Raw genomic sequence first — 22,640 nt, 5'->3', positions numbered from 1 at the left:
TATGGACTCACCGCATTACTTGCGGCTGAACAGGCTGGAGCCCTGAATGGTCATGAACGCGGCCGAAGCGGCCTGCAGCGCCACCTGGCGCAGCGCCAGCTGGCTGGCGCCCGAGTAGTAATCCAGGTCTTCCAGGTCCGACAACGACTTGGAATACGACAAGCCCTTCTGGACACCTGTGCCGTCCAGCGCTTCCAGTTCGTTCATGCGGGCGCCGACCGACGCCGCGACCGTCTGCACGTTGTCGTAGGTGTTGGACAGTTTCTTGTTGGCCGTGGCCAGTTCATTGGTCAGCTTGGCCAGGGCCACTTCGTCGCCTGCAATCGGCGAATCCAGCGTCTTGATCAGGTTGTCCAGCGTGTTGAACATGTCGACGTTGGCGGACTGCATGCTCTCGACATCGATCACGTCGCCGTTCTGCGGCGTACCCTTGACCGTCACTGCCACGCCGCCAAAATCGATCGACGAATCCGGCTTGTAGGGGGTCGGCACGGCCGGCGGCGCCGGGTTGATGACGGGCGGGACCGGCGGATTGGCGTTGGGCGAGGTCGTGATGACGCGATAGCCCATGTTGCCCGTCGCGGGGTCCGATTCAAATTGCAGGCTGAAATTCTTGCCAATATTGGGGCTGCCCGGCGTGACCGACACCGTGCTGAACTGCGCGGTGCCCTTGTTGGCCGAGGCAGCGGTGCTGACGTAGCCCTGCGAGCCCGGATTGGCGCGATTGAAGATGTCGCTGCCGATGTCGCTGGTGGACATCTGGCGCGACTGGTCGACCTGCACGGTGCGCTCGCCGGTGGCGCCGCTGTAGACGATCTTGCCGTTGGCGTCCTGGGCGTACGGAATCACGCCGCCCTGGTAGCCGGAGAACAGGTACTGGCCGTTGCCGTCGGTGCTGTTGGCCAGACCCAGCAGCGCGTCGCGGGCGCTCTTGAGGGCCGTGGACAGGGCCTGGCGGTCGCTGTCGGCGAAGGTGCCGTTACCGGCCTGCACGACGCGGGTACGCACGTCGGCCAGCGCTGTCGTGATCGAATCCAGGATGTTGTTTTCCTGGCCCAGATTGGTCTTGGCCGTACCGCGGTTCAGCGAGTACGTCGAGTTCATGCTCTGCGTCTGTGCGACGTTGATCGCCAGCGACGCCGACAGCGGGTCGTCGGCGGGCGTCAGGAACTTCTTGCCGCTGCCCACCTGTTCGACCAGGCGGTTCATGTCGGATTCCTGAGAAAGAACGCCCTTCAGGCCGTTCGAATACATCATGGAGGTGCTCAGGCGCATGGGGAAGCTCCGAAATTTTCTTTATGAGTCACGAGTCAACGGTCCGATCAGCCGCGCAAACCCAGCAGCGTGTCGAACAACGTGCTTGCTACGTCGATGATGCGAGCGCTTGCCTGGTATTGCTCCTGGTAGAGCGACAGGCTTACGTATTCTTCGTTCAGGTTCACGCCCGACACGGCTTGCTGCGCTTCCAGCTTCTGCGTGATGAGGTTGGCCTGGGCGGTGGCGGCCGACTTGATCTGCTGCGTCTGCACGCCGACGGTGTTGACCACCTGCGAGAACATCTCGTTGATGCTCATCGTGCCGTGGCCCAGCACCTTGGCCGTCTGCAGCTGCGCCAGTTTCAAGGCGTTCTTGCCGTTGGCGTCGCCGCCAGTGGCATCGGCCGCGGCGATTTTGTTCGGATCGGTGATCAGCACGTTGATGTCGCGGGCGGCGTCGCGGGTAGGCGACAGCGACCACTTGTCGCCAGCCTGGGGCGGTGCATCGATCGTCAGGGTGACGCCCATTTCGGCGTCCAGGTTCAGGGTCGCGGTCGGCGGGGTGCCGTTGGCCGGGCCGTTGTACACCTGGGTGCCTTCCGGCAGGCGCGTCACCATGTAATTGGTGCCGTCAAACGTGATGTCGTAGTCTTTGGCGTTGATGTTGTTCACGTTGGTGAACGTGCCGCTGATCTGCGCACCGCTCTTGTTATTGGCGTTCGGCACGCCCTGGGGCTTGCCCACGCTGAAGAAGTCGGTGCCAGGGTTGCCGGCGGTGTCCAGGCCCTGCTTGTGCTGGTCGTTGAACGACAACGCCAGGCCTACGGCCATCTGGCCCAGCTGGGCCTGCATCACGTCCAGCGAGGTGGCGCGAAACTGCAACAGACCGCCCAGCTTGCCGCCGGTGACCTCGGAATCGTTCAATTCCACCGACACGGTCTTGCCGCCCGAACCGGCCGGCAGCGTGTAGGCGATGACGGTACGGCTCACGTCCTTGGACGAGGACACCGCTTGCAGCGGATAGATGGTCTGGCCCGACAGCAGCGCCTGGCCGCCCGAGGCCAGCGAGATATTGATCTTGTCGCCCTGCTCGTAGGTGGTCACGCCGATCAGCTGGTTCAGCTCCGACACGGCCTGGTCGCGCTGGTCCATCAGGTCGTTGGGCGGATTGCCGCCGGCCTTGGCTCGAGCGGTCGAAATCTGCGTGTTCAGGTCGTCGATGCGGGTCAGGTAGCTGTTGACCTGGTCTACGGTCGTGGAGATCTGCGTGTTCAGGCCCAGGCGCTGGTTCTGCATCTCCTGGTAGGCCGAACGGATCTGGGTGGCCATGCTGTTGGCCTTGCCCAGCAAATCCTGACGCGCAGCGGGATCCGCCGGCTTGCTGGCCACGGTGTTCATGCTGGTGAAGAAATTGGACAGGCCCGGGGCAATGCCCACGGTGCGGTCGGCAAACAGGTTGTTCACCTGCGACACCTGGTCGAACTGGGCCTGCAATTGGGCGCCGCTGCCTTGCGCGCCAACCAGCTGCTTGTACAGAAAGCTGTCGTAGCTGCGCACGACGGTGTCGACCTGCACGCCGCGACCGATGTAGCCGTTGCTGGTGGCCTGGGCGCCAGCCGACGAAATCATGACGCGCTGACGGTTGTAACCGACCGTGGTGGCATTGTTGATATTGTGGCTGGTGGTGGCCAGGCCTGCCTGGGACGCGTTCAGCCCGCCCAATGCCAATTTATACAGATTCATGCTGACAATGCCCCGTATGTAACCGCAACTGATATGTCTGGATACCTGCTTAACGGCAGCAGATGGTCCAAATTTAGAGTCCTTCCAACATCTGGCGAGAAATATCCACCTTGGCGGCGGCTCCTCGCAGCTGGCCCATGACACCGATCAATTTCTGCGCGTACTGCGGGTCGGTGGCGTAACCGGCGGCCTGGATGCGGCGCGCGGCCTCGACTTCGTTGCGCGCCTGGGTCACGCTTTCATAGCGCGGGCTGTTGCCGATCAGACGGGCGTAATCCGCAAAGGATTCTTCGTACGACGCATAGGCGCGGAAGGGTTGCGTCACCTTTTTCGCGACACCGTCTTCGTATTCGGTGGTGAGCACATTGACGACCTTGCCCTTCCAGCTGGCGCCCGCCTTGATGCCGAACAGGTTGTAGCTGGTGCTGCCGTCCGGGTGCTTGATCTCGCGCTGGCCCCAACCCGATTCCAGGGCCGCCTGGCCCATGATGAGGCGGGCCGGCACGCCGCTTTGTTGCGAGGCCAGGTTGGCCGCGCGCGACATCTTCGAGACGAAATTGATGACGTGTTCGGGCGCGCCCTCGGCCGCGGCCAGGGCCCGGTCGCTGGCGCGGTTGTTGCGCATCACGTCCATCAACGCCGACACCTCGCGCGAGCTGCCGGTACGGAAATCGAAATCGGCGCCCTGCCCCAGGTTCTTGACCGCGTCGGCCGACAGGTCGCCCGGCTTGCCCTGCTGCATCTGCGCCAGGATCGACTTCGACAGGCCGATGCCCGGGGTGGCCAGGTGCAGCGCCAGCTGCTCGTCGGCCATCGATTGCAGCATCTGCGTCTGCTGCGAGTCGAACAAGCCCTCTTTGGGCGTGGCTTCGCGCATGCGCTTGAGCATCATCTGCAGGAACAGGGCCTCGAACTGCTTGGCAACCTGCTTTTGCTGGTCGGTGCCGGGGCCGTCGGGATCGCGGGTCACGTCGCGCTTCAGGTCCGACAGGCGCCCCATGTCGAACACGGAGTCCTGGCGGCTGCCCACGCGCGCGGCGTCGTTGGTATAGGCCATGGCGATCAGATGATCTCGAGTTCGGCGCGCAGCGCGCCGGCGCTCTTCATGGCCTGCAGGATCGCCAGCAGGTCCTGCGGCGTGGCGCCCAGGGCGTTCAGGCCCTTGACCACGTCAGCCAGGTTGGCGCTGGTGGTCACGCGCTGCAAGGAACCGTTGTCCTGGCGCACTTCGATCTGGGTGTTCGGCACCACCACCGTCTGCCCTTCGGTGAAGGGCGTGTCCGGTTGCGACACCTGGTTCTGGCGGTTGATGATGACCGACAGGTTGCCATGGGCCACCGCGGCCTCTTCGATCATGACCGTGCGGTTCATGACGACTGAACCGGTGCGGGCGTTGATGATGACCTTGGCCACCGTCGGCGCGCGCGTCACCTGCAGGTCTTCGATCTGCGACAGGAAGCGGGCCTGCGAAGCCTGTTCCATCGGGCTGCGCACCTGCACCACCCGGCCGTCCAGCGCCGTGGCCGTGCCCTGGCCGAACTTGCGGTTCAGCGCCGCCACCACGTTCTGGGCGGTGCCGAAGTCGGTGTTATTCATTTCCAGGTAGATGTAGCCGTCGCGGGCGAAGGTGGTCGGCACGCCGCGCTCGACGATCGCGCCGGCGCTGATGCGCCCGCCGTTCAACTGGTTGATCTGCACGCTGGAGCCGCCCGCCGACGCGCCCGCGCCACCGACCAGGATATTGCCCTGGGCGATGGCGTAGACCTGGCTGTCGGCGCCCTTGAGCGGGGTCATCAGCAAGGTGCCGCCGCGCAGGCTCTTGGCGTTACCCATGGACGACACCACCACGTCCAGTGTCTGGCCGGGCCGCGCAAAGGCCGGCAAGGTGGTGGTGACCATCACGGCCGCCACGTTCTTTAACTGCATGTTGCTGCCGGCCGGCACGGTGATGCCCAGCTGCGACAGCATGTTGGTCAGGCTCTGCTGCGTGAACGGCGTCTGGCGCACCTGGTCGCCGCTGCCGTCCAACCCCACCACCAGGCCATAGCCGATCAGCTGGTTGCCGCGCACGCCCTGGATCGACGCCAGGTCCTTGAGCCGCTCGGCGTGCGCCGCCGACGCGCCGGCCAACAGGCCGGCTGCCACGCACACGCGGGCCAGCAGGGACAGCAAGGCGGAAATCGGAGTGGGTTGTTTCATGGTCAGAACGGCGAAGCGATCAGGAAGAAGCGTTGCAGCCAGCCCATGGTCTGGACTTCGTCCATGACGCCCTTGCTGCGGTATTCGATGCGGGCGTCGGCCACCTGGGTGGACGACACGGTGTTCGTTCCGGTGATCGAGCGCGGATCGACCACGCCCGAGAAGCGCACGTATTCGCTGCCCCGGTTGATGGCGATCTGCTTTTCGCCGGCCACTTGCAGGTTGCCGTTGGACATCACGCCCACCACGGTGGTGGTGATGGTGCCGGTGAACGCGTTGTTGGCCGTGCTGTCGCCCTTGCCCTGGGACACGTTACCGCCCTTGGCATCCAGGTTCAGGTTGGCGTTGGCCCAACTGTCCATGAAGGACGGCGCGGCGGCGATGCCCAGGTTGGCATTGCCGCTGCGATTGGTGTTGGTGGCCACGTTCTTGGAGGCATTCGTCTTTTCGTTGAGCACGATGGTGACGATGTCGCCGACGTTGCGCGGCCGGCGGTCCTCGAACAGCGGATAGTTGCCGTAGGTCGTGGGCTGGTAGATCGAGCCCGTGGGCTGCGCCATGGGCATCGGCGGCGGCGGCGGCGCCGCCGTCGTCGGCCCGGTCACGATGGGTTCGGGCGGAATCATGGCGCAACCGGCCACCAGCAAAGCCAGGGCCGCACTCGAAACCAGGCGCAGGACAGACATGGGCATCACAGTTGGGTCAGGCGGGCCAGCATTTCGTCCGAGGTCTTGACGGCCTTGCTGTTCATTTCGTAGGCGCGCTGGGTCGTGATCATGTTGACCAGTTCCTCGGCGACGTTCACGTTGGACGTTTCCACGTAGTTCTGCATGAACGTGCCGGCGCCGTCCACGCCGGGCTGCAGCAGGTTGGCCGGGCCCGAGGCGTCGGTTTCCAGGTACAGGTTCTCGCCCACGCTTTGCAGGCCGGTCGGGTTGATGAACGTAGCGACCTGCAACTGGCCGATCTGCACGTTCACGCCGGCCGCGCCAGGCTGCGTCACCGACACGATGCCGTCCTTGCCGATGGAGATGGACAAGGCGTTGTCCGGCACGTTCATGGGCGGCTGGATCACGTAGCCGCTGACCGTGGTCAGCTGGCCGTTCTGGTCGCGTTGCAGCGCGCCGTCGCGGGTGTAGGCCTGGGTGCCGTCAGGCAGTTCGACCTGCAGGAAGCCGCGGCCGTTGATCGCCACGTCCAGTTCGCCGCCGGTGTTGTTCAGGCCGCCGGTGGTGTGGATGCGCTCGGTCGCGGCCACGCGCGCGCCGGTACCCAGTTGCAGGCCCGACGGCAGCTGCGTCGCGTCGCCCACCTGGGCGCCCGGCTGGCGCAGGGTCTGGTACATCAGATCCTGGAACACGGCGCGGCCGCGCTTGAAGCCGTTGGTCGAGACGTTGGCCAGGTTGTTGGAAATGACGTCCATCGAGGTCTGTTGACCTTCCAGGCCCGTCTTGGCAATCCACAGTGAACGCATCATGATGAAGTACTCCTGCTACGGCGGCCAGGCCGCCCGCGAAAATTTTTATTGGGATCAGCTGACCGACAGAATGCCGTTGGCACGCTCGGCGTTGCGATCCGCCTGCTGCACCACCTGCATCTGCTGCTCGAAGCGACGGGCGTTTTCGATCATGCCCACCATCGCTGCCATGGGGTTGGTGTTGCTGCCTTCCAGCACGCCGGACAGCACCCGCAGGCTGGGGTCGGCAGGCACCGGCGGCGCCGGCTGGCCATTGACCGGCGCCAGGCGGAACACGCCATCGTCGCCATGCACCAGTTGCGCTTCCGGCGGATTGACCAGCTTGATGCGCCCCAGGTTCAGGATGTTGTTGGGCGCGTCGCCCGCGCCGATGGCCGTGATGGTGCCGTCGGAGGTGATCGTCAGCGATGCCTGATCGGGCACGTCGATGATGCCGTTCTGGTCGGACATCACCGGCTGGCCCAGCGACGTCTGCAACAGGCCGTTCACGCCCACTTGCAGGCTGCCGGCACGGGTATAGGCCTCGCCCTGCGGGGTCTGCACGGCGATCCAGCCGTTCGAGCTGGCCAGGGCCACGTCCAGGTCGCGGCCCGTGGTCTGCATGTTGCCCATTTCGAAGTTGTTGCGGGGCGTGGACGCCACCGTCGAGACACGCGTCGGCAGGCTCACGCCGTCGTTCACCGGAACCGACCGGTACAGCGCGATCTGCTCGCGAAAGCCCGGCGTGTTCACGTTGGCCATGTTGTTGGAGAGCGCGGCCTGGTGCTCCGTGATCCGCGCTGCGCCATTCATGGCGGTGTAGATGATTCGATCCATTGCCTATTCCGTCGGTGTCGTCGCTTGCCCGTCAGCCATTACTTCAGGTTCATCAGGACTTGCATGATTTCGTCCTGGGTCTTGATGGTCTGGGAGTTGGCCTGGTAGGTGCGCTGGGCGATGATCATGTTGACCAGCTCCTTGCTCATGTCCACGTTCGACGCTTCGGTCGCCTGGCCCACGACCTTGGACAGGCCGTTGCTGCCCGGCTGGCCCAGGATCGGCTGGCCGGAGGTCGACGTTTCCTTCCAGGCGTTGTTGCCCACCGGCTGCAGGCCTTGCAGGTTGGCGAAGTCGGCCAGCACGATGGTGCCCACCACGGACGTTTCGCCGTTGGTGTAGTCGGCCACCAGGCTGCCGTCGGCGCCGATGTTGATGCCGCGGAATTCACCCGAGGTGTAGCCGTCGGGCACGGACTTGAGCGCGTAGGCGCTGCCGTACTGGGTGGTGCCGGTGTAGTTCACGGCGATCGCCAGCGGATCGGCGGGCGTGGTGCCGCCGCCCGGGGTCGCGAACGACAGGTTCACCGTGGTGGCGCTGGTCATCACGCCGGCCTTGTTGAACGTGAACTTGGTCGGGTTGCCCCACGTGCCGGCCGCCTCGGTGGTGGGGGCCATGGCCTGGCCGTCCATCGTGTAGTAGACGTCGTAGGTGCTGTTGCCCGCGGCATCGGCCGCGCGCTTGACGAAGTACTGCATCACCTGGTGCGAGTTGCCCAGCGAGTCATAGACCGTCATGGGCGAGGCGTTGGTGTAGCTGCTGGTGACCTTGGGGTCGAACGGCTTGCCGACTTCGGTCACGGCGGCCGTGTAGTTCTTGTAGCCGGGCACCTGGGCCAGGTCGCCCGTGGTGACGGCGCCGGCGGCGTCGATGGTGACCAGGTTGGGCGCGGCGCCATAGGTGCCGGCCGGCGGCTGGTTCACCCACACGATGTTGCCGACCGGATCACGCGTGAAATCGTATTGCGTGGCGGGCGACGGCGGCGTGGTGCCCGTCATCGTCACCGAGCCGTTCACGGCCGGCGAGGTCACGGTGTTGGTTTCGTAGATGACCTTGGCGTTGGCGTCCAGGTTGGCCACGGTGGTCGCGGTGGTGGTCGCCTTGGGCGCCACGTTGGCGGTGGGCAGCTGCAGCTCGACCGGGTTGGCGCCGATCGCGCCGGCGGGGTAGCCGGTCAGGCGGTAGCCCTGGGCATTGACGATGAAGTTGTTCTTGTCGACCAGGAACTCGCCGTTGCGGGTGTACATCACGGCGCCGCTCTGGTCCGTGACGCGGAACATGCCCTTGGCGCCGTCGATGGCGATGTCGTATTCGCCGCCGCCGCCGTTGACCGTGCCCACGGTGAAGCGCTGGGTGATCGCCGACACCTTGGTGCCCAGGCCCACGCGCGAGCTGGCGTACACGTCGGCGAACGACGCGGTCGACGACTTGAAGCCGACGGTGCCCGAGTTGGCGATGTTGTTGCCGATGACGTCCAGGTTCTGCGCCGCGGCATTCAAGCCGCTCAATCCTTGTCCGAAGCCCATGTTTTCTCTCGCTAATCTCTAATGTGGAAACCGCCGCCGTGGCGCCGGCTGATAATCAAACCGGCCCGGGTCAGGCGCCGATCACCTTGCGCACATCCAGCATGCTGGTCTGGCCGTCCAGGCCCATGTCCAGACGCAGGCCATTGGTGGAGTACGCCACGCTCTTGACCTGGCCATACTTCAGCACTTCAGCGGAAACCTTCTTGCCATCGGCGTCGGACGCCGAAATGGACACGGTGTAGGCGCCCGGCTCCATCGCCAGGCCGCCGTCGTTCTTGCCGTCCCAGTCCAGCGTGTAGACACCGGCTTCTTTCTGGCCCAGATCCATCGTGCGGACGACCGCGCCGTTGGCGTCCGAAATACGCACCTGCACCTTGGTGGCGTCGCCCTGCAGGTCGATACCGTAGGGCGTCACCACGCGTTCGGACGGATGTTCGGCGTCCACCCCCACCTTGACCGTCGAACCCGGGATCAGCACGCCCTTGCCGATCATCGCGACCGCGTTCATGGACTGCGACACGTCGATCTGGCCGCTGATGGCCAGCATGGTGTTCTTCAGGTTATTGATGCCTTCCACCGTCGAGATCTGCGCCAGCTGTGAGGTCAGCTCGGCGTTCTGCATCGGGTTCAGGGGATCCTGGTTCTTCAGCTGCGTCACCAGCAGCTTCAGGAACTGGTCCTGCAGCCCTTGCGCGGTGGACGAGCCGTTGGCGCCCGATTGCGCCAGGCCCAGGCCGGTCTTGCTCGTGGATTGGTCGACGGTGGTCATGGATTCACTTTGTCTGGATTATTCCGCGCGGGCGGCGCGGCGCGCGGAATCTGGAGATCAGGACTGACCGATGGTCAGCGTCTTCTGCATCAGGCTCTTGGCGGTGTTCAGCACTTCGACGTTGGCCTGGTAAGAACGCGACGCCGCAATCATGTTGACCGTTTCGGCCACCGGATCGACGTTGGGCATGCTGACGTAGCCCTGGGCATCGGCCAGCGGATGCTTGGGGTCGTAGACCTGCTTCAGAGGCGACTGATCCTGGATCACGCCGGCCACGCGCACGCCGCCGATCTCCTGGCCCAGGGCCTGGCCGGCCGACGGGTTGACCTGGAACACCACCTGGCGGGCGCGGTAAGGCTGGCCGTCGGGGCCCACCACGCTGTCGGCGTTGGCCATGTTGCTGGCCGCCACGTTCATGCGCTGCGATTGCGCGCTAAGCGCCGAACCGGCGATATCGAAAATGCTCAACAAGGACATTGCCTGCGGCTCCTTATGAAAATCAATCCTGGATGGCGGCCATCATGGTCCGGATACGGCCGGACAGCATCTGCATGGTGCTTTGGTAGTGCAAAGTGTTGTCGGCGAACTGGACGCGTTCGATGTCCATGTCCACCGTGTTGCCGTCCAGGCTGGGCTGGTACGGCAGGCGGTACAGCAGGTCCGTCGGACCCTGCGACACGGCCTTGGCGGGAATATGGCGCGCCGACGTCAGCGTGAGCGAGGTGTCCGGCAGGCGCTTGGAGCCTTCCATCGCGTTCTGCATCGCGGCCTTGAAGTCGAAGTCACGCGCCTTGTAGTTGGGCGTGTCGGCGTTGGCGATGTTCGAGGACAGCACTTCCTGGCGCTGCGCGCGCAGTCCCAGGGACTGCTGGTAGAAGCGGAAATCTTCGTTAAGCCTGTCTAGCATCGGATCGCCTTCAATACGGATGAAACCCGGGACAGCGGACACACCGTTATCCCATTGGATGACGGCATCATAGGGGTCGCAGGCAGAACACAATCAGCCAAATAACCCGTCATTTCTCATCCAATTCACGTATTGCCAAGCGGCGCGGGCTTCTACAATTCAGTCATCATGAAATTCCCCGCAAGCATCCGCGCGCGCGCCGCCTGCCTGGCCGCCCTGCTCCTGGCCCCCGCCGCCGCGGCCCAGGCGCAAGAGGCCGCCGTCCAGGCGCCCGAGGCGGTCGTCATCGCCGCGCAGGCCTATCTGCTGGAACAGCTGGCGGGCCTGTCCGGCCAGCCGTCGGTCGCCATCGACCCGCCTCGGGTCGAGCGGCTGGCGCCCTGCGATGCTTTGTCCCCATTTATGCCGGCAGGCATGAAGCCGCGCTCGCGCATGACCGTGGGCGTGCGCTGCAATGCGCCCAAGTCCTGGACCACCTACGTGCAGGCCACGGTCAGCGTGCCGGGCTATTACTACGTGGCCTCGCGCATGATCGCGGCCGGCCAGGCGCTGACGCCTGCCGACCTGTCGCCACGCGACGGCGACCTGGTCGCCCTGCCCCCGGGCGTCATCACCAACCCGGACACCGTGGTGGGCATGACGGCGGCCTATCGCATCAACGCCGGCCAGCCGGTCAAGGGCGCGGCCCTGCGCAACGCCCAGTCGGTCACGCGCGGTTCCAATGTGCGCATCAACGCCCGCGGCAACGGCTTCGTGGTCAGCAGCGAAGGCCAGGCCCTGGACAACGCGGCGCCCGGCGCCACGGTGCAGGTGCGCACCGCCAGCGGACAGGTCGTAACGGGTGTCGTGCGCAATGCCGGGCTGGTCGAAATACAACTTTAGGCTATGTTACATATCGCGCAGCGGCAGAGGCCGGTCTACCCTAAAGTTCCTTCCAGCCCTGTCGTTACAGAGACATAAGTAGGCGGAACCGTCGCACATCGACCCAGGACGCCCTGCGGAGAAAACCTTGAAAATCAATTCGACCACCAACCGGCCCATCTCGGCCGACGCCGTCAGCCCCCGCGCCGAGTCCTCGGTCGCCCAGGCCTACGGCGCCGGCGGCGGCAGCGGCGCCAGCAGCTCGCAAGTCGCGCTGAGCTCGGCCTCGCGCAAAATGCTCGCCCTGCAGGACGGCTCGAACGACATCAATGTCGAACGCGTCGCTGCCATCCGTGCAGCCATCGCCTCGGGCCAGCTCAAGATCGATACCAGCCGCATCGCTGACGGCCTGATCGCCAGCGCCCGTGACCTGTTGAAGTAGGCCTGCCCCGCGCAGGCCCGTTTGCCTCAGTCCGATTCTCCTTACGACCCGCAGCCACCCGCATGACCATGAACCCTGTCGATTCCCTGCAAGCCTGCCTCAAGCAGGAAGATGCCCTGATCACCGAGTTCTCCACCATCCTGGAAGAAGAAACCAAGGTGCTGGTCGGCCCGGGCAACGTCGACGCGCTGCATGACGTCACCGAACGCAAGGGCAACGTCGCCCGGCAACTGGTCGACCTGAGCCACGCCCGCGACGGCCTGCTGGCCGAACTTGGCCTGCCCGCCGGACACGCCGGCACCGAACAGGCTGCCGTACTGCACCCGCAACTGTCGGGCGTGTGGCAGGCGCTGCTCAGCAAATCCGCGTCGGCCAACGAAATCAACATGCGCAATGGCGCGCTGATCGACGTGCACATGCGCTACAACCAGCAATCGCTGGACGCCCTGCGCAACCTGGGCGGCATGGGCGTCACGTCCACCTACGACGCGCAAGGCCGCGGCGCCCGCAGTGCCCCGGGCCGCAAGCCCATCGTCGCCGGCTGATCGCCAGCCTGCCCAAAGAAAACAGCCCGCATCAGCGGGCTGTTTTGTTTTACCCCTCAGCCATTTCCAGCAGGGCGAACATTTTCAGCAACGCGACTGGCAACAGACGTCCCGACAGCTTGCGGTCGGCGCTGACCACGCCCGACAGCGTCGAGCGGGCCGAGTCGGCCGCCGGCGCATGCGCCAGTTGCCAGCACGCCGCGCCCAGCTGGCCGGCCATCAACGATTGGCGCGCCAGGGTGTGGGCGCCATCGACGGCCGGCAGCGCCTGCCAGGCGTTGGCCATGTAGCGGAAACCGGCGCGAGCTTCTTCCTGCAACACCAGCCAGCGCGCCACGGTGGCGGCATCGGCCTGGCTGGCCGTCAGGTTGGTCAGGCCGAAAAGCTGGCCGGCGACCTCGCCGCTGGCCGTGTCGATCAGGCGGGCGCAGACCAGCCGCAGGCGCGTGTCATCGCCCCGGCCCGGCAGGCCGATTTCGGTGCCCGAGGCCCACAAGGCCAAAGGCGCCGGCCGCGAACCCGGCACGGCGCGCAGGCCGGGCATGTCACCCGGCTGGCCCACCGGCAGGTAGCCCACGCTCTTGCCCACTGCATTCAGGTTGGTGGGGCATTCGTCCTGGATCACGCGCAGGCCGCCCGGGTTGCGCGCCACCCACGACACGCCCTGTTCGGAGAGGCTCTGCCACAAGGCAGACGTGCCGGCTTCCAGCATGTGCACCACGGGCAGGCGATCGAGCTGGCCGCCCAGCCAGCGGATGCGGGCTTCCAGCGCCAGCGCCGTGTCCGGCTGGGCCGCGCTGGCGGGATCGAACGAGGACAGCATGCCGTGCGGCAGCACCAACTGCTGGGCCGGCGCGGCCATCGCGGCGCCGCGATCGCTCATCAGGACCGAACTGAGCAGCGTGCCGCCCGGCAGACCGTCGCCCTTCATGCTGGTCTTGCCGTGCATGGCCAGCAGATGACGGCCGCAGGCGCTGGAGAATTCGCGCCGCACCATCGCCAGGGGCGATTCGCCCAGCGCGGCCAGGCTGGAGCCCGCGCCATCGCTGACGTATTCGCGCCACGACGCGCGCGCCTGCACGCAGGCCGCGTCGCTGTCGAGCCAGCCGATGGCGTCGTCCAGGTTCTGCGCGGCGTCGATGGCGGCCGCGCCGCCCTGCGGACGCAGGATGGCGGACGCCAGCAATTGCCGCCGGCGGGCGGGATCGACGGCGGCGCTGTCGCGCGGGGCGGCGGACCATAGCGAGGCCAGGTCGGCCTCGCTGGGGGTATACAGGGCGCGGGCGCGCTCGACCATGGCGAAAGCGCGGTCGATCAGGGCATCGGCGCGGGCCAGTTCCAGATGCTCGGGCACCTTCTGGCCGATAGACGAATAGTGGATCGGCAACCGGTGGCGAATCGCCGTGTCCAGCGCTGCACCCAGGCGCGAGGCCTCGTCCAGCTTGGTGATGATGCAGCCGGCCACGTCTTCGCCCACGCCGTTGCGGTAGGCGTGCGCCACTTCGTCCAGCGTATCGCCCTGGCTGGCGGCGTTCAGCACCAGCAGCCGGCGCACCGGTTTGCCGGCGTTGCACAGCATGGCGGCCTGTTCGGCCACATGGCGGTCGCGCTGGCTGATGCCGGTGGTGTCGATCAGCACGATCTTGCGATTGCCCAGTTCGGCCAGGATGCGGCGCAGTTCGCCGGCATCGCGCACCGAGTGCGCCGGCACGCCCATCAGGCGGCCGTAGATCTGCAGCTGTTCCAGTGCGCCGATCCGGAAATTGTCGGTGGTCAGCATGGCCACCTGCTCGCGGCCCTCGCGGGCCACGCAGCGCGCCGCCAGCTTGGCCAGCGTGGTGGTCTTGCCCACGCCGGTCGGGCCGACCAGCGCGTACACGCCGCCGCCCAGGAATTCGTCTTCCGATCCCAGCACCGGCAAGTGGGTCACCAGTTCATTGCGGGCCCATGCCAGCGCGGCCTCGGCAGACATGCCTTCCGGCATGCGCTCGACCAGCGCGCGCACGAGCTTGGTGCTGAAGCCCGCGTCCAGCAGGCTGCGGAACAAGGCCGCGCCGGCCGGCTCGCGGCCAGGGCCTTGGCGGCCGCCCCACAGCAGGCCGTCCATGCGGCTTTCCAGCGCGCCGCGCAAGGCGCTGATCGCGTCCTGCAGGCCGGCCGCGGCATCGCCCGGCAAGACCGCGGGCGGCACCACGGGTCCGTTGCGCAGGGGCGCGTCGGGCATGCGGGACATGGGCGGTTGCGGCGCGGTCGGTTGCGACATGGGCGGCTGCGGCGCCGGCATGGCGGGCATGCGCGCGACGGGCGGCTGGGGCGCCTGAGGCATGCGGGCCACTGGCGGCTGCGCCGCGGCCGGCTGCTCGCGCGAGAGCGGCGGCAAGGCGGGCATTTCCATGCGCACCGGCGCGACGGGCGCGGCCACGGCGGCGGCAGGCGGTGCCGCGACGACGGGCGGTGCCGACGGTGCGACCGTTTCCTGCAGTTCATCCTGCTCCGGCAATGCCGACGACGCGTAGGCAGACTGATAGGCGGCGATGGAGCGCGCCGGCGCGGCGTAGCCGGGCTGCGGCGTGGCGGCAGGCGCGGCGTAGGCCGGCTGCGGCGCGGTTTCCTGCGGCGCGGACTGACGCGGCGATTCCTGCGGCACGTCGTCAAACGCGCCCTCCACCGTGGCCAGCACCTCAATGCCCCCATCGACGCTGCGGTTCGACACGATCAGCGCGTCCGGGCCCAGCACCTGGCGCACCTGGCGCATGACGTCGCGGCTATTCGCCCCAAAGAAGCGGCTTATCTTCATTGACCATTACCCCCGCCGATCAGCGCGGTCACGCGGACCATGCGCTCATCCGGAATTTCCGTATTCGACAACACACCCAACTGCGGCAAATGGTGGCGCAGGAAGCGCGACAGCGGCGCGCGCAGCACCGGCGACACCAGCAGCACCGGCGCGTTGCCCTGCGATTCCTGGCGCTCGACCGCCGCCTGCGTCTCGCGCAGCAGCGTGTCGGCCAGGCCGGGCTCGAGCCCGCCGCTGGTGGTCAGCGCCTGCGACAGCACGCGTTCGAGCTTGACGTCCAGCCCGATGACACGCAGTTCGCCTTCGCCCGGGAACCATTGCTGGGTGATGGCGCGGCCCAGCGCGCGGCGCGTCAGCGCGATCAGTTCGTTGATGTCCGGCTGCCCGCCCGCCCCGGCCGCCAGCGCTGCCAGGCGCGGACCGTGTTCGGACAGGGTGTCGATGATCGTGCGCATGTCGCGGATCGGCACTTCCTCGGCCAACAGGCCCTGCAGCACCTTCTGCAACGCGGTCAGCGACAGGGTCTTGGGCACCAGGTCCTCGACCAGCTTGGGCGCGTCGCGGCCGATGCGATCCAGCAGCTGCTGCACTTCCTGGCGGCCCAGCAGGTTCGAGCCATGGCGGTGCATCAGGTGGTTCAAATGGGTGGCTACCACGGTGCCGGCATCCACCACCGTATAACCGACCACCTGGGCCTGGTCGCGCAGGCTGCCGTCGATCCACAGCGCCGGCAGGCCGAACGCCGGATCGGTGGTGGGCGTGCCCTTGATCTGCATGGTGACGCCGCCCGGGTCGATGGCCAGCCACTGGCCCGGCATGGCCACGCCGTGGCCGATCTCGACGCCGGACAAGAGGATGCGATAGTCGTTGGGCTTGAGTTCGAGGTTGTCGCGGATGTGCACCACCGGCGGCAGGAAACCCACGTCCTGGGCGAACTTCTTGCGCAGGCTGCGGATGCGGTGCAGCAGCTCGCCGTTCTGGGCGTGGTCCACCAGCGGAATCAGCCGGTAGCCCACTTCCAGCCCCAGCTGGTCCACCATCGACACGTCGTCCCAGCTCGCTTCGGCCGCCGCGGCCTGCGCCTGCGTCACGGCCTGCTGCGGCACGTCCCGGGCAGCCGCCTCGGCCGCCTTGCGCCGCTTCTGCAACGCCCAGCCGCCCCAGGCCAGGCCGCCGGCCAGGGTCAGGAAGGCGATGTGCGGCATGTTGGGAATCAGGCCCATGATGCCGATGATGCCAGCCGTCAGGAACAGCACGGCGGGGTTCGAGAACAGCTGGCTGATGATCTGCTGGCCGATGTCCTGGTCGGTCGACACGCGCGACACGACCACGCCCGCGGCGGTGGAGATCACCAGCGCCGGGATCTGGGCCACCAGGCCGTCACCGATGGTCAGCAGCGTGTAGACGCGGGCCGAATCGCTCATCGACATGTCGTGCTGGGCCACGCCCACGATCAGGCCGCCGATGATGTTGATGGCCATGATCAGCAGGCCGGCGATGGCGTCGCCGCGCACGAACTTGCTGGCGCCGTCCATCGAGCCGAAGAAGTCGGATTCCTGCGAGACCTCGGCGCGGCGCCGGCGAGCCTCGTCCTCGCCGATCAGGCCGGCGTTCAGGTCGGCGTCGATGGCCATCTGCTTGCCGGGCATGGCGTCCAGGGTGAAGCGCGCGCCGACTTCGGCGATACGGCCCGCACCCTTGGTGATGACGATGAAGTTGATGATCGTCAGGATGATGAAGACGATGATACCGACGGCGAAGTTGCCGCCCACCAGGAAGTGGCCGAAGGCCTCGATCACCTTGCCCGCGGCGTCCGGCCCGGTGTGGCCATGCAGCAGCACCACCCGGGTCGAGGCGACGTTCAGCGACAGGCGCAGCAGCGTGGCGAACAGCAGCACGGCCGGAAAGGCCGCGAAGTCCAGCGGCTTGCGCGTGAACATGGCCACCAGCAGGATCATCACCGACAAGGCGATGTTGAAGGTGAACAGCAAGTCCAAGAGGAAGGTGGGCAGCGGCAGCACCATCATGCCCAGCACCATCACGATCAGGACGGGGCCGGCCAGAAGGCGCGCGTGCGTGCCTCCGCTGCTTTTCAACATGGTGAGCAAAGCGCTCATTCCTTACACTCCTTGTGCTGCGGTTTTGGCATGCGGGTCCAGGTCGGCCGGCACGGGCAGGGACGACGGCGCCGTCGGTTCGACCCCCCATCCCGAACGCCATGAGCGCAACTGGAAGACCCACGCCAGCACTTCCGCGACCGCGGTATATAGCTCGGCCGGGATTTCTTTGCCCAGCTCGACGTGTTGATACAGGGCGCGCGCCAGCGGCGGCGCTTCCAAGGTGGGGATACGGTGTTCGGCGGCCAATTCGCGGATCTTGGCCGCGATCAGCCCGGTGCCCTTGGCCAGCACCCGCGGCGCGCCGTTCTTGTCTTCTTCGTACTTCAGCGCCACCGCGTAGTGGGTCGGGTTGGTCACGACCACGTCGGCGTTGGGCACTTCGGACATCATCCGGCGGCGCGCGGCCTGGCGCTGCTGCTGGCGGATGCGGGCCTTGGTGTGGGGGTCGCCCTCGCTTTCCTTGTGTTCCTGGCGCACGTCCTCCTTGGACATGCGCAGCTTTTTCAGGTGGCTCCAGATCTGCCACGGCACATCCAGCATCACGATCACCATCAGCGAGGCCACGATGAAGGCGCAGCACATCGCCACCAGGGTCAGGGCCTTGGTCAGCGCCGCCGTGGGCGCCACGTGCATCAGGCCCAGCATGTCGTCGTGGTAGCGCCAGATGATCCAGACGGCCACGCCGCCCACCAGCAGCGCCTTGGCCAGCGCTTTGACCAGTTCCACGACGGTCTGCGCCGAGAACATCCGCTTCAGACCGGCAAACAGGCTCAGCTTGGAGAAATTCGGCGACAACGGCTTGCCCGAGATCACGATGCCGCCCAGCAACACGCTGGACAGCACGGCAATCACGGCCAGCAGGCCAAAGATCGGCAGGATCACCATCAGGGCATGGCCAAAGCCATTGACCGCCAGTTCGACCATCACGCCCGGGTCGGACACCACGCGCTGGTCGAACGCCAGTCCGCCGCGCAGCACCCCGCTCAGTCCCCGATAAAGCGAGCCGCCGCCCATCCAGATCGCCCCGACACCGGCGGCCAGCATCATGAACGTGCCCAGTTCCCGGGAACGCGCAATCTGCCCCTCCTCGCGCGCCTTTTCCAGGCGCCTGGGAGAGGCGGCTTCGGATTTCTCGAGGTCGCTTTCTTCGGCCATGCTCTGCGGTGTCGTTGCGGCTCGCGGATTGACGGATTACGAGCTGCCCGCCGAGATTCTAGGTGGCATGGCCGTTTGGCGATAAGCCAAGAAACGGGGGGAAAGCGGCGCTATTCCTCAGCCCGCCGCCGCCAGCGGGTGCCGGCCGGGTTCGCCAGCCGCCAGGGCAGCCTGGAAGCGCATGTAATCCAGCCCGATCCGGACCGCGCCCCAGTGCTCGCCGTCCAGGTACAGGGGCACCGAAATGTCGTTGACGATCTCGCCGGTATCCCGGGAATAGGTCTGGAACAGCAGCGTTTCGGTGTTCGCCGCCAGGCGGGCCCCCACCGGGTCGTTGAAGATGCGCTTGTGACGCGAGCGCAGGATGTCCTGGGCCGGATCGCCGCTGGGCGGGTGCGAATAGCGGCTGTTATGGGCCGGGGCGTAACCGCGCTGATCCACCAGCAAGGTGTAACTGCCGCCGGGTACCGCTTCCAGCACGCTGTCCAGCAGGCGCGTCAGGGCCTCGTCGATGCCCTGGTCATACGCCGTGTGATAGCGCGGCGGCTCGCTGCCCGCGATCCGCTGGTAGTGACGGTCGAACACGTCCAGCCCGCGCCCCTGGGCGTGTTCGAGCAGCCGGATGGCCGCCAGCCGGAAGGCATCCAGCGTCTCCGACAGCCGGTCGAACGCCGTATTGCCCGTACGCATGTCCGACAGCACTTCCTGCACGCTCTCGGTCTGGCGCCGGATGCGGTCGATTTCGCCAGACATGCTGGCCACCCGCTCGCGCACGTCGGCGCTCAGGGCCGCGATCCGGCTGACGTCCTGGCTCATGCCGTGGTTGGTGGCGTCGACCTCGCCGATCGCCTGAACCACCTCGCCCACCTGGCGGTTCATGCTGTCGAAGTCGCGCACGAAATGCTGGAAATCCTGGCGGGTCTTGCCCAGCACGGCGCCCGAAGCGTCGACGTCTTCCCGCAACAGGCCGGTCTGGCGCTGGGTCGAATCCACCAGTTCCAGCATTTCGCCGGTATGGCGACCGATATCGCTGGTCGCCGCATTGACCCGCTCGGCCAGCCGGCCGACTTCGCTGGCCACCACCGCGAAGCCGCGGCCGGCGTCGCCCGCCCTCGCCGCCTCGACGCCGGCGTTCAGCGCCAGCAGCTGGGTCTGCAAGGCAATGTCCTTGATCAGCTTGCTGATGTCGCCCACCGAGCGCGCCCGGCCGGTCAGTTGTTCCACCACCGTCGTGAACGTGGCCATCTCGCGGGTCATGCGGTCGACCCGCTCCTTGACCTCGGACAGTTCCGCCAGCGCCTGCTCGGCGGCCCGCAGGTGCTGGCCCGACACCTGTGCGATCTCGCGCGCATGGGTCGAGGTGGACGCGGACAGGGCTGCTATCTGGGCGCCACTGGCGGCCAGGGCCTCGGCCGCGCGCGCCTGCTCCTGCGCCAGCACGGCACAGCGCCCCGCCTGGAACTGGGTACGGGCGGTGTTCAGGGCGATTTCGATGCTGGATTGCCGCACGGTCACGACGCGGCTGCGGATGCCGGACAAAAAGCGGTAAAGCGGCCAGGCGGCCGGACTGACGGATAGCGGGCGATCGGACAGCGCGGCGCGGCCGCGATTGAGCCGGCGCAGTAAACCCCAGATGCCTCCGAATGCGAATACGGATCTGGCCACGATGCACCTCCTTGTGCGGCCCGGATCGCCTTCTATGGGCATCCGTTGCCTGGGCGCGGCGGGCGCGCCCTGTCTCCTGCTGCTGGCCCCGATTCTTATGGTTGTGCAGTCTACCCAAGCATGCGGCTTCGTACTCTTAGGGAATACGACCATGCCCGGTCAAGCAAAGCGGCGGACGGGACAAGCCCCGGCCGCCGCCGAGTCCGGGTCAGAAACCCAGGCTGGCCAGCAGGTCGTCGACCTGATCCTGGCTGGTGACCACGTCGGTCTTGCCTTGCGGGCTGACCTGCGGGCCGTTGAGCAGGCTGTTGGCCTCGTCGCGGCGCTCTTGCGGCACGTTGTCCAGCAGCACCTGCAGCAGTTCGCGCTCGATCGCGCCGACCACGTCCATCATGCGCATGATGACCTGGCCGGTCAGGTCCTGGAAGTCCTGCGCCATGATGATTTCCATCAGCTTGGACTGGGTCTGCTGCGTCTGCTTGGGCACGTCCTGCAGGAAGGCGCGCGTGTCCTTGACCAGTTCGCGGGCCTCGGGCAATTCCAGCGGCTGGTCATACCATTGCTGCCAGCGGGCATCCAGCGCCTGGGCCGAGCGCGACATGCCATCCTGGATCGGGCCGGCGGCCTCGGTCGCGTTCAGCACGCGGTTGGCGGCCTGTTCGGTCATCTGCGCCACGTAGCGCAGGCGGTCGCGGGCGTCGGGAATGGCGTTGGCCGCGTCCTTGATGGCCTGGTCCAGGCCCAGCTCGCGCATGCTGTCGCGCAGCATGCGGGTCAGCGAGGCGATGCGGTGGATCAGGTCCGGGGATTCGGCCGGGTCAACATTCTGCGTCGTGCTCATTCACGCACCTCAGCCGGCAATTTTCTCGAAGATCTTGACCAGCTTCTCTTCCAGCGTCGCCGCGGTGAAAGGCTTGACCACGTAGCCGTTGGCGCCGGCCTGGGCCGCCGCAACGATGTTTTCCTTCTTGGCCTCGGCCGTCACCATCAGCACCGGCAGCGAAGCCAGCGCGGCATCGGCGCGGATCTGCTTGAGCATTTCCAGGCCGTCCAGGTTGGGCATGTTCCAGTCGGACACGACGAACTGGAAGCCGCCGTTACGCAGCTTTTCCAGGCCGATGGCGCCGTCTTCGGCCTCATCCACGTTCTCGAAACCCAGCTCTTTGAGCAGGTTGCGGATGATCCGCCGCATAGTGGGGAAGTCATCCACCACCAGAATCTTGATGCCCTTGTCTACCATCTTCTACTCCAAAAGAAATGTGCTTGAGACCGATCGGGGAGACGTCCGCGTCAAACGCGGTGCCCCCGGTCGCCCAGGCGAGTCAGAATGCGCTCACTCATCGCCGACAGCGGCACCACTTCGTCAGCCGCGCCTATCGCGATAGCCTCCCGGGGCATGCCGAAGACCACGCAACTGGCTTCATCCTGCGCAATGGTGTGGGCGCCGGCGCGGTGCATGGCCAGCATGCCGGCCGCTCCGTCCTTGCCCATCCCGGTCAGGATGACGCCGATGGCGTTCTTGCCCGCTGCCACGGCGGCGGAATTAAACAGTACATCCACCGACGGGCGGTGGCGATTGACGGGTTCGCTGGCGTCCAGCTCGATCACGTAGTTGGCGCCGCTGCGGCCCAGCCGCATGTGCGTGTCGCCGCCCGGCGCCAGGTAGACGTGGCCGGGCAGCACGCGTTCACCGTGCACGGCCTCTCGCACCGTCACCGCGCACAACGCATCCAGGCGCTGCGCGAACGACCGCGTGAAACCGGCCGGCATGTGCTGCGTGATGAGAATGGCCGGGCTGTCCGGCGGCAACGGCTGCAACACCTCCCGGATGGCTTCCGTGCCGCCCGTGGACGCGCCCACGATCACCAGCTTTTCCGAGCTGGACAGCGGCCGGCGCAACATCGGCGACGGCGCCGACGGCGCCGCGTGCGGGCTGGGTGCGCGCAGCTTGGCGCGCGAGGCCGCGCGGATCTTGTCGGCGATCAGTTCCGTGTATTCCAGCAGCCCGTCGCGGATGCCCAGCTTGGGCTTGGTCACGAAATCGATGGCGCCCAGTTCCAGGGCGCGCAGCGTGATTTCGCCGCCGCGCTCGGTCAGCGACGACACCATCACCACCGGCATCGGCCGCAGGCGCATCAGCTTTTCCAGGAAATCCAGCCCGTCCATGCGGGGCATTTCCACGTCCAGCGTCAGCACGTCCGGGTTGTGCTTCTTGATCAGTTCACGCGCCACCAGCGGGTCGGGCGCGGTCGCGACGACCTCCATGTCCGGCTGGCTGTTGATGATCTCGGTCATCAGCCCCCGCACCAGCGCGGAGTCGTCCACACATAACACTCTTATTTTTTGCATTGTTTTGCCGCCT

21 protein-coding genes are annotated in these 22,640 nt (G+C 66.6%); 3 read left to right on the top strand and 18 right to left on the bottom strand.

What is annotated here, in order from left to right; all coding sequences use genetic code 11:
- Nucleotides 1-15: 15 nt before the first annotated feature.
- The 11 genes from flgL to flgB all read right to left on the bottom strand — a co-directional run bounded on the left by flgL (nt 16) and on the right by flgB (nt 10,693).
- A complete protein-coding gene (gene flgL / locus AC3WMR_RS06235) occupies nt 16-1,275 on the bottom strand; it encodes a flagellar hook-associated protein FlgL (RefSeq protein ID WP_492263751.1) in 1,260 nt (419 codons plus the stop codon).
- A 47-nt stretch (nt 1,276-1,322) separates the two neighbouring features.
- On the bottom strand, nt 1,323-2,999 hold the full coding sequence (gene flgK / locus AC3WMR_RS06230; RefSeq protein ID WP_025138887.1) for a flagellar hook-associated protein FlgK: 1,677 nt from the start codon (nt 2,997-2,999) through the stop codon (nt 1,323-1,325).
- A 73-nt stretch (nt 3,000-3,072) separates the two neighbouring features.
- Complete coding sequence (flgJ, locus tag AC3WMR_RS06225; RefSeq protein WP_492263752.1) at nt 3,073-4,056, bottom strand: flagellar assembly peptidoglycan hydrolase FlgJ; 984 nt, start codon at nt 4,054-4,056, stop codon at nt 3,073-3,075.
- A gap of 5 nt (nt 4,057-4,061) precedes the next feature.
- A complete protein-coding gene (locus AC3WMR_RS06220) occupies nt 4,062-5,198 on the bottom strand; it encodes a flagellar basal body P-ring protein FlgI (protein ID WP_025138889.1) in 1,137 nt (378 codons plus the stop codon).
- Between the two features lie 2 nt (nt 5,199-5,200).
- Complete coding sequence (locus AC3WMR_RS06215) at nt 5,201-5,890, bottom strand: flagellar basal body L-ring protein FlgH (protein WP_492263753.1); 690 nt, start codon at nt 5,888-5,890, stop codon at nt 5,201-5,203.
- Nucleotides 5,890-6,675, bottom strand: coding sequence for a flagellar basal-body rod protein FlgG (gene flgG / locus AC3WMR_RS06210; protein ID WP_006394443.1), 786 nt, complete (start codon nt 6,673-6,675; stop codon nt 5,890-5,892). The genes AC3WMR_RS06215 and flgG overlap by 1 nt, the downstream gene beginning before the upstream one ends.
- Nucleotides 6,676-6,729: 54 nt before the next feature.
- Complete coding sequence (locus tag AC3WMR_RS06205) at nt 6,730-7,491, bottom strand: flagellar basal body rod protein FlgF (RefSeq protein WP_263912020.1); 762 nt, start codon at nt 7,489-7,491, stop codon at nt 6,730-6,732.
- A gap of 38 nt (nt 7,492-7,529) precedes the next feature.
- Nucleotides 7,530-9,017, bottom strand: a complete 1,488-nt coding sequence (locus AC3WMR_RS06200; protein WP_492263754.1) for a flagellar hook-basal body complex protein — start codon at nt 9,015-9,017, stop codon at nt 7,530-7,532.
- A gap of 70 nt (nt 9,018-9,087) precedes the next feature.
- A complete protein-coding gene (locus tag AC3WMR_RS06195; RefSeq protein WP_492263755.1) occupies nt 9,088-9,786 on the bottom strand; it encodes a flagellar hook capping FlgD N-terminal domain-containing protein in 699 nt (232 codons plus the stop codon).
- A 57-nt stretch (nt 9,787-9,843) separates the two neighbouring features.
- The gene (gene flgC, locus AC3WMR_RS06190) at nt 9,844-10,263 is read right to left on the bottom strand and encodes a flagellar basal body rod protein FlgC (RefSeq protein ID WP_175193814.1); all 420 of its coding nucleotides are present in this window, start codon (nt 10,261-10,263) and stop codon (nt 9,844-9,846) included.
- A 22-nt stretch (nt 10,264-10,285) separates the two neighbouring features.
- Nucleotides 10,286-10,693: a flagellar basal body rod protein FlgB gene (flgB, locus tag AC3WMR_RS06185; protein WP_025138895.1), complete on the bottom strand. Its 408-nt coding sequence runs from the start codon at nt 10,691-10,693 to the stop codon at nt 10,286-10,288.
- A 168-nt stretch (nt 10,694-10,861) separates the two neighbouring features.
- On the opposite strand from flgB, the gene flgA reads away from it, so the two are divergent.
- The 3 genes from flgA to AC3WMR_RS06170 all read left to right on the top strand — a co-directional run bounded on the left by flgA (nt 10,862) and on the right by AC3WMR_RS06170 (nt 12,541).
- Complete coding sequence (gene flgA / locus AC3WMR_RS06180; RefSeq protein ID WP_492263756.1) at nt 10,862-11,575, top strand: flagellar basal body P-ring formation chaperone FlgA; 714 nt, start codon at nt 10,862-10,864, stop codon at nt 11,573-11,575.
- A 127-nt stretch (nt 11,576-11,702) separates the two neighbouring features.
- Nucleotides 11,703-11,996, top strand: a complete 294-nt coding sequence (gene flgM / locus AC3WMR_RS06175; RefSeq protein WP_006385251.1) for a flagellar biosynthesis anti-sigma factor FlgM — start codon at nt 11,703-11,705, stop codon at nt 11,994-11,996.
- Between the two features lie 68 nt (nt 11,997-12,064).
- Nucleotides 12,065-12,541 (top strand): flagella synthesis protein FlgN, encoded by a 477-nt coding sequence (locus AC3WMR_RS06170; protein ID WP_492263942.1) that lies wholly within the window; start codon nt 12,065-12,067, stop codon nt 12,539-12,541.
- Between the two features lie 49 nt (nt 12,542-12,590).
- On the opposite strand, the gene flhF is transcribed toward AC3WMR_RS06170, so the two are convergent.
- The 7 genes from flhF to AC3WMR_RS06135 all read right to left on the bottom strand — a co-directional run bounded on the left by flhF (nt 12,591) and on the right by AC3WMR_RS06135 (nt 22,627).
- Complete coding sequence (gene flhF / locus AC3WMR_RS06165) at nt 12,591-15,338, bottom strand: flagellar biosynthesis GTPase FlhF (RefSeq protein ID WP_492263757.1); 2,748 nt, start codon at nt 15,336-15,338, stop codon at nt 12,591-12,593.
- Nucleotides 15,335-17,455 carry a flagellar biosynthesis protein FlhA gene (flhA, locus tag AC3WMR_RS06160; RefSeq protein ID WP_492263758.1) on the bottom strand — a complete coding sequence of 707 codons (2,121 nt, stop codon included), beginning with the start codon at nt 17,453-17,455 and terminating at the stop codon, nt 15,335-15,337. Before flhA ends, flhF begins: the two co-directional genes overlap by 4 nt.
- Nucleotides 17,456-17,458: 3 nt before the next feature.
- Complete coding sequence (gene flhB, locus AC3WMR_RS06155; protein ID WP_492263759.1) at nt 17,459-18,613, bottom strand: flagellar biosynthesis protein FlhB; 1,155 nt, start codon at nt 18,611-18,613, stop codon at nt 17,459-17,461.
- Between the two features lie 117 nt (nt 18,614-18,730).
- A complete protein-coding gene (locus AC3WMR_RS06150; protein ID WP_492263760.1) occupies nt 18,731-20,278 on the bottom strand; it encodes a methyl-accepting chemotaxis protein in 1,548 nt (515 codons plus the stop codon).
- Nucleotides 20,279-20,486: 208 nt separating this feature from the next.
- On the bottom strand, nt 20,487-21,119 hold the full coding sequence (gene cheZ, locus AC3WMR_RS06145) for a protein phosphatase CheZ (RefSeq protein ID WP_492263761.1): 633 nt from the start codon (nt 21,117-21,119) through the stop codon (nt 20,487-20,489).
- 9 nt (nt 21,120-21,128) lie between these two features.
- The gene (gene cheY, locus AC3WMR_RS06140) at nt 21,129-21,518 is read right to left on the bottom strand and encodes a chemotaxis response regulator CheY (protein WP_025138903.1); all 390 of its coding nucleotides are present in this window, start codon (nt 21,516-21,518) and stop codon (nt 21,129-21,131) included.
- 50 nt (nt 21,519-21,568) lie between these two features.
- Nucleotides 21,569-22,627, bottom strand: a complete 1,059-nt coding sequence (locus tag AC3WMR_RS06135) for a protein-glutamate methylesterase/protein-glutamine glutaminase (protein ID WP_492263762.1) — start codon at nt 22,625-22,627, stop codon at nt 21,569-21,571.
- Nucleotides 22,628-22,640 lie beyond the last annotated feature (13 nt).

It is taken from the genome of Achromobacter sp. FW305-C-28 (assembly GCF_058783235.1).
This window is presented reverse-complemented; position numbering and strand designations above follow the sequence as displayed.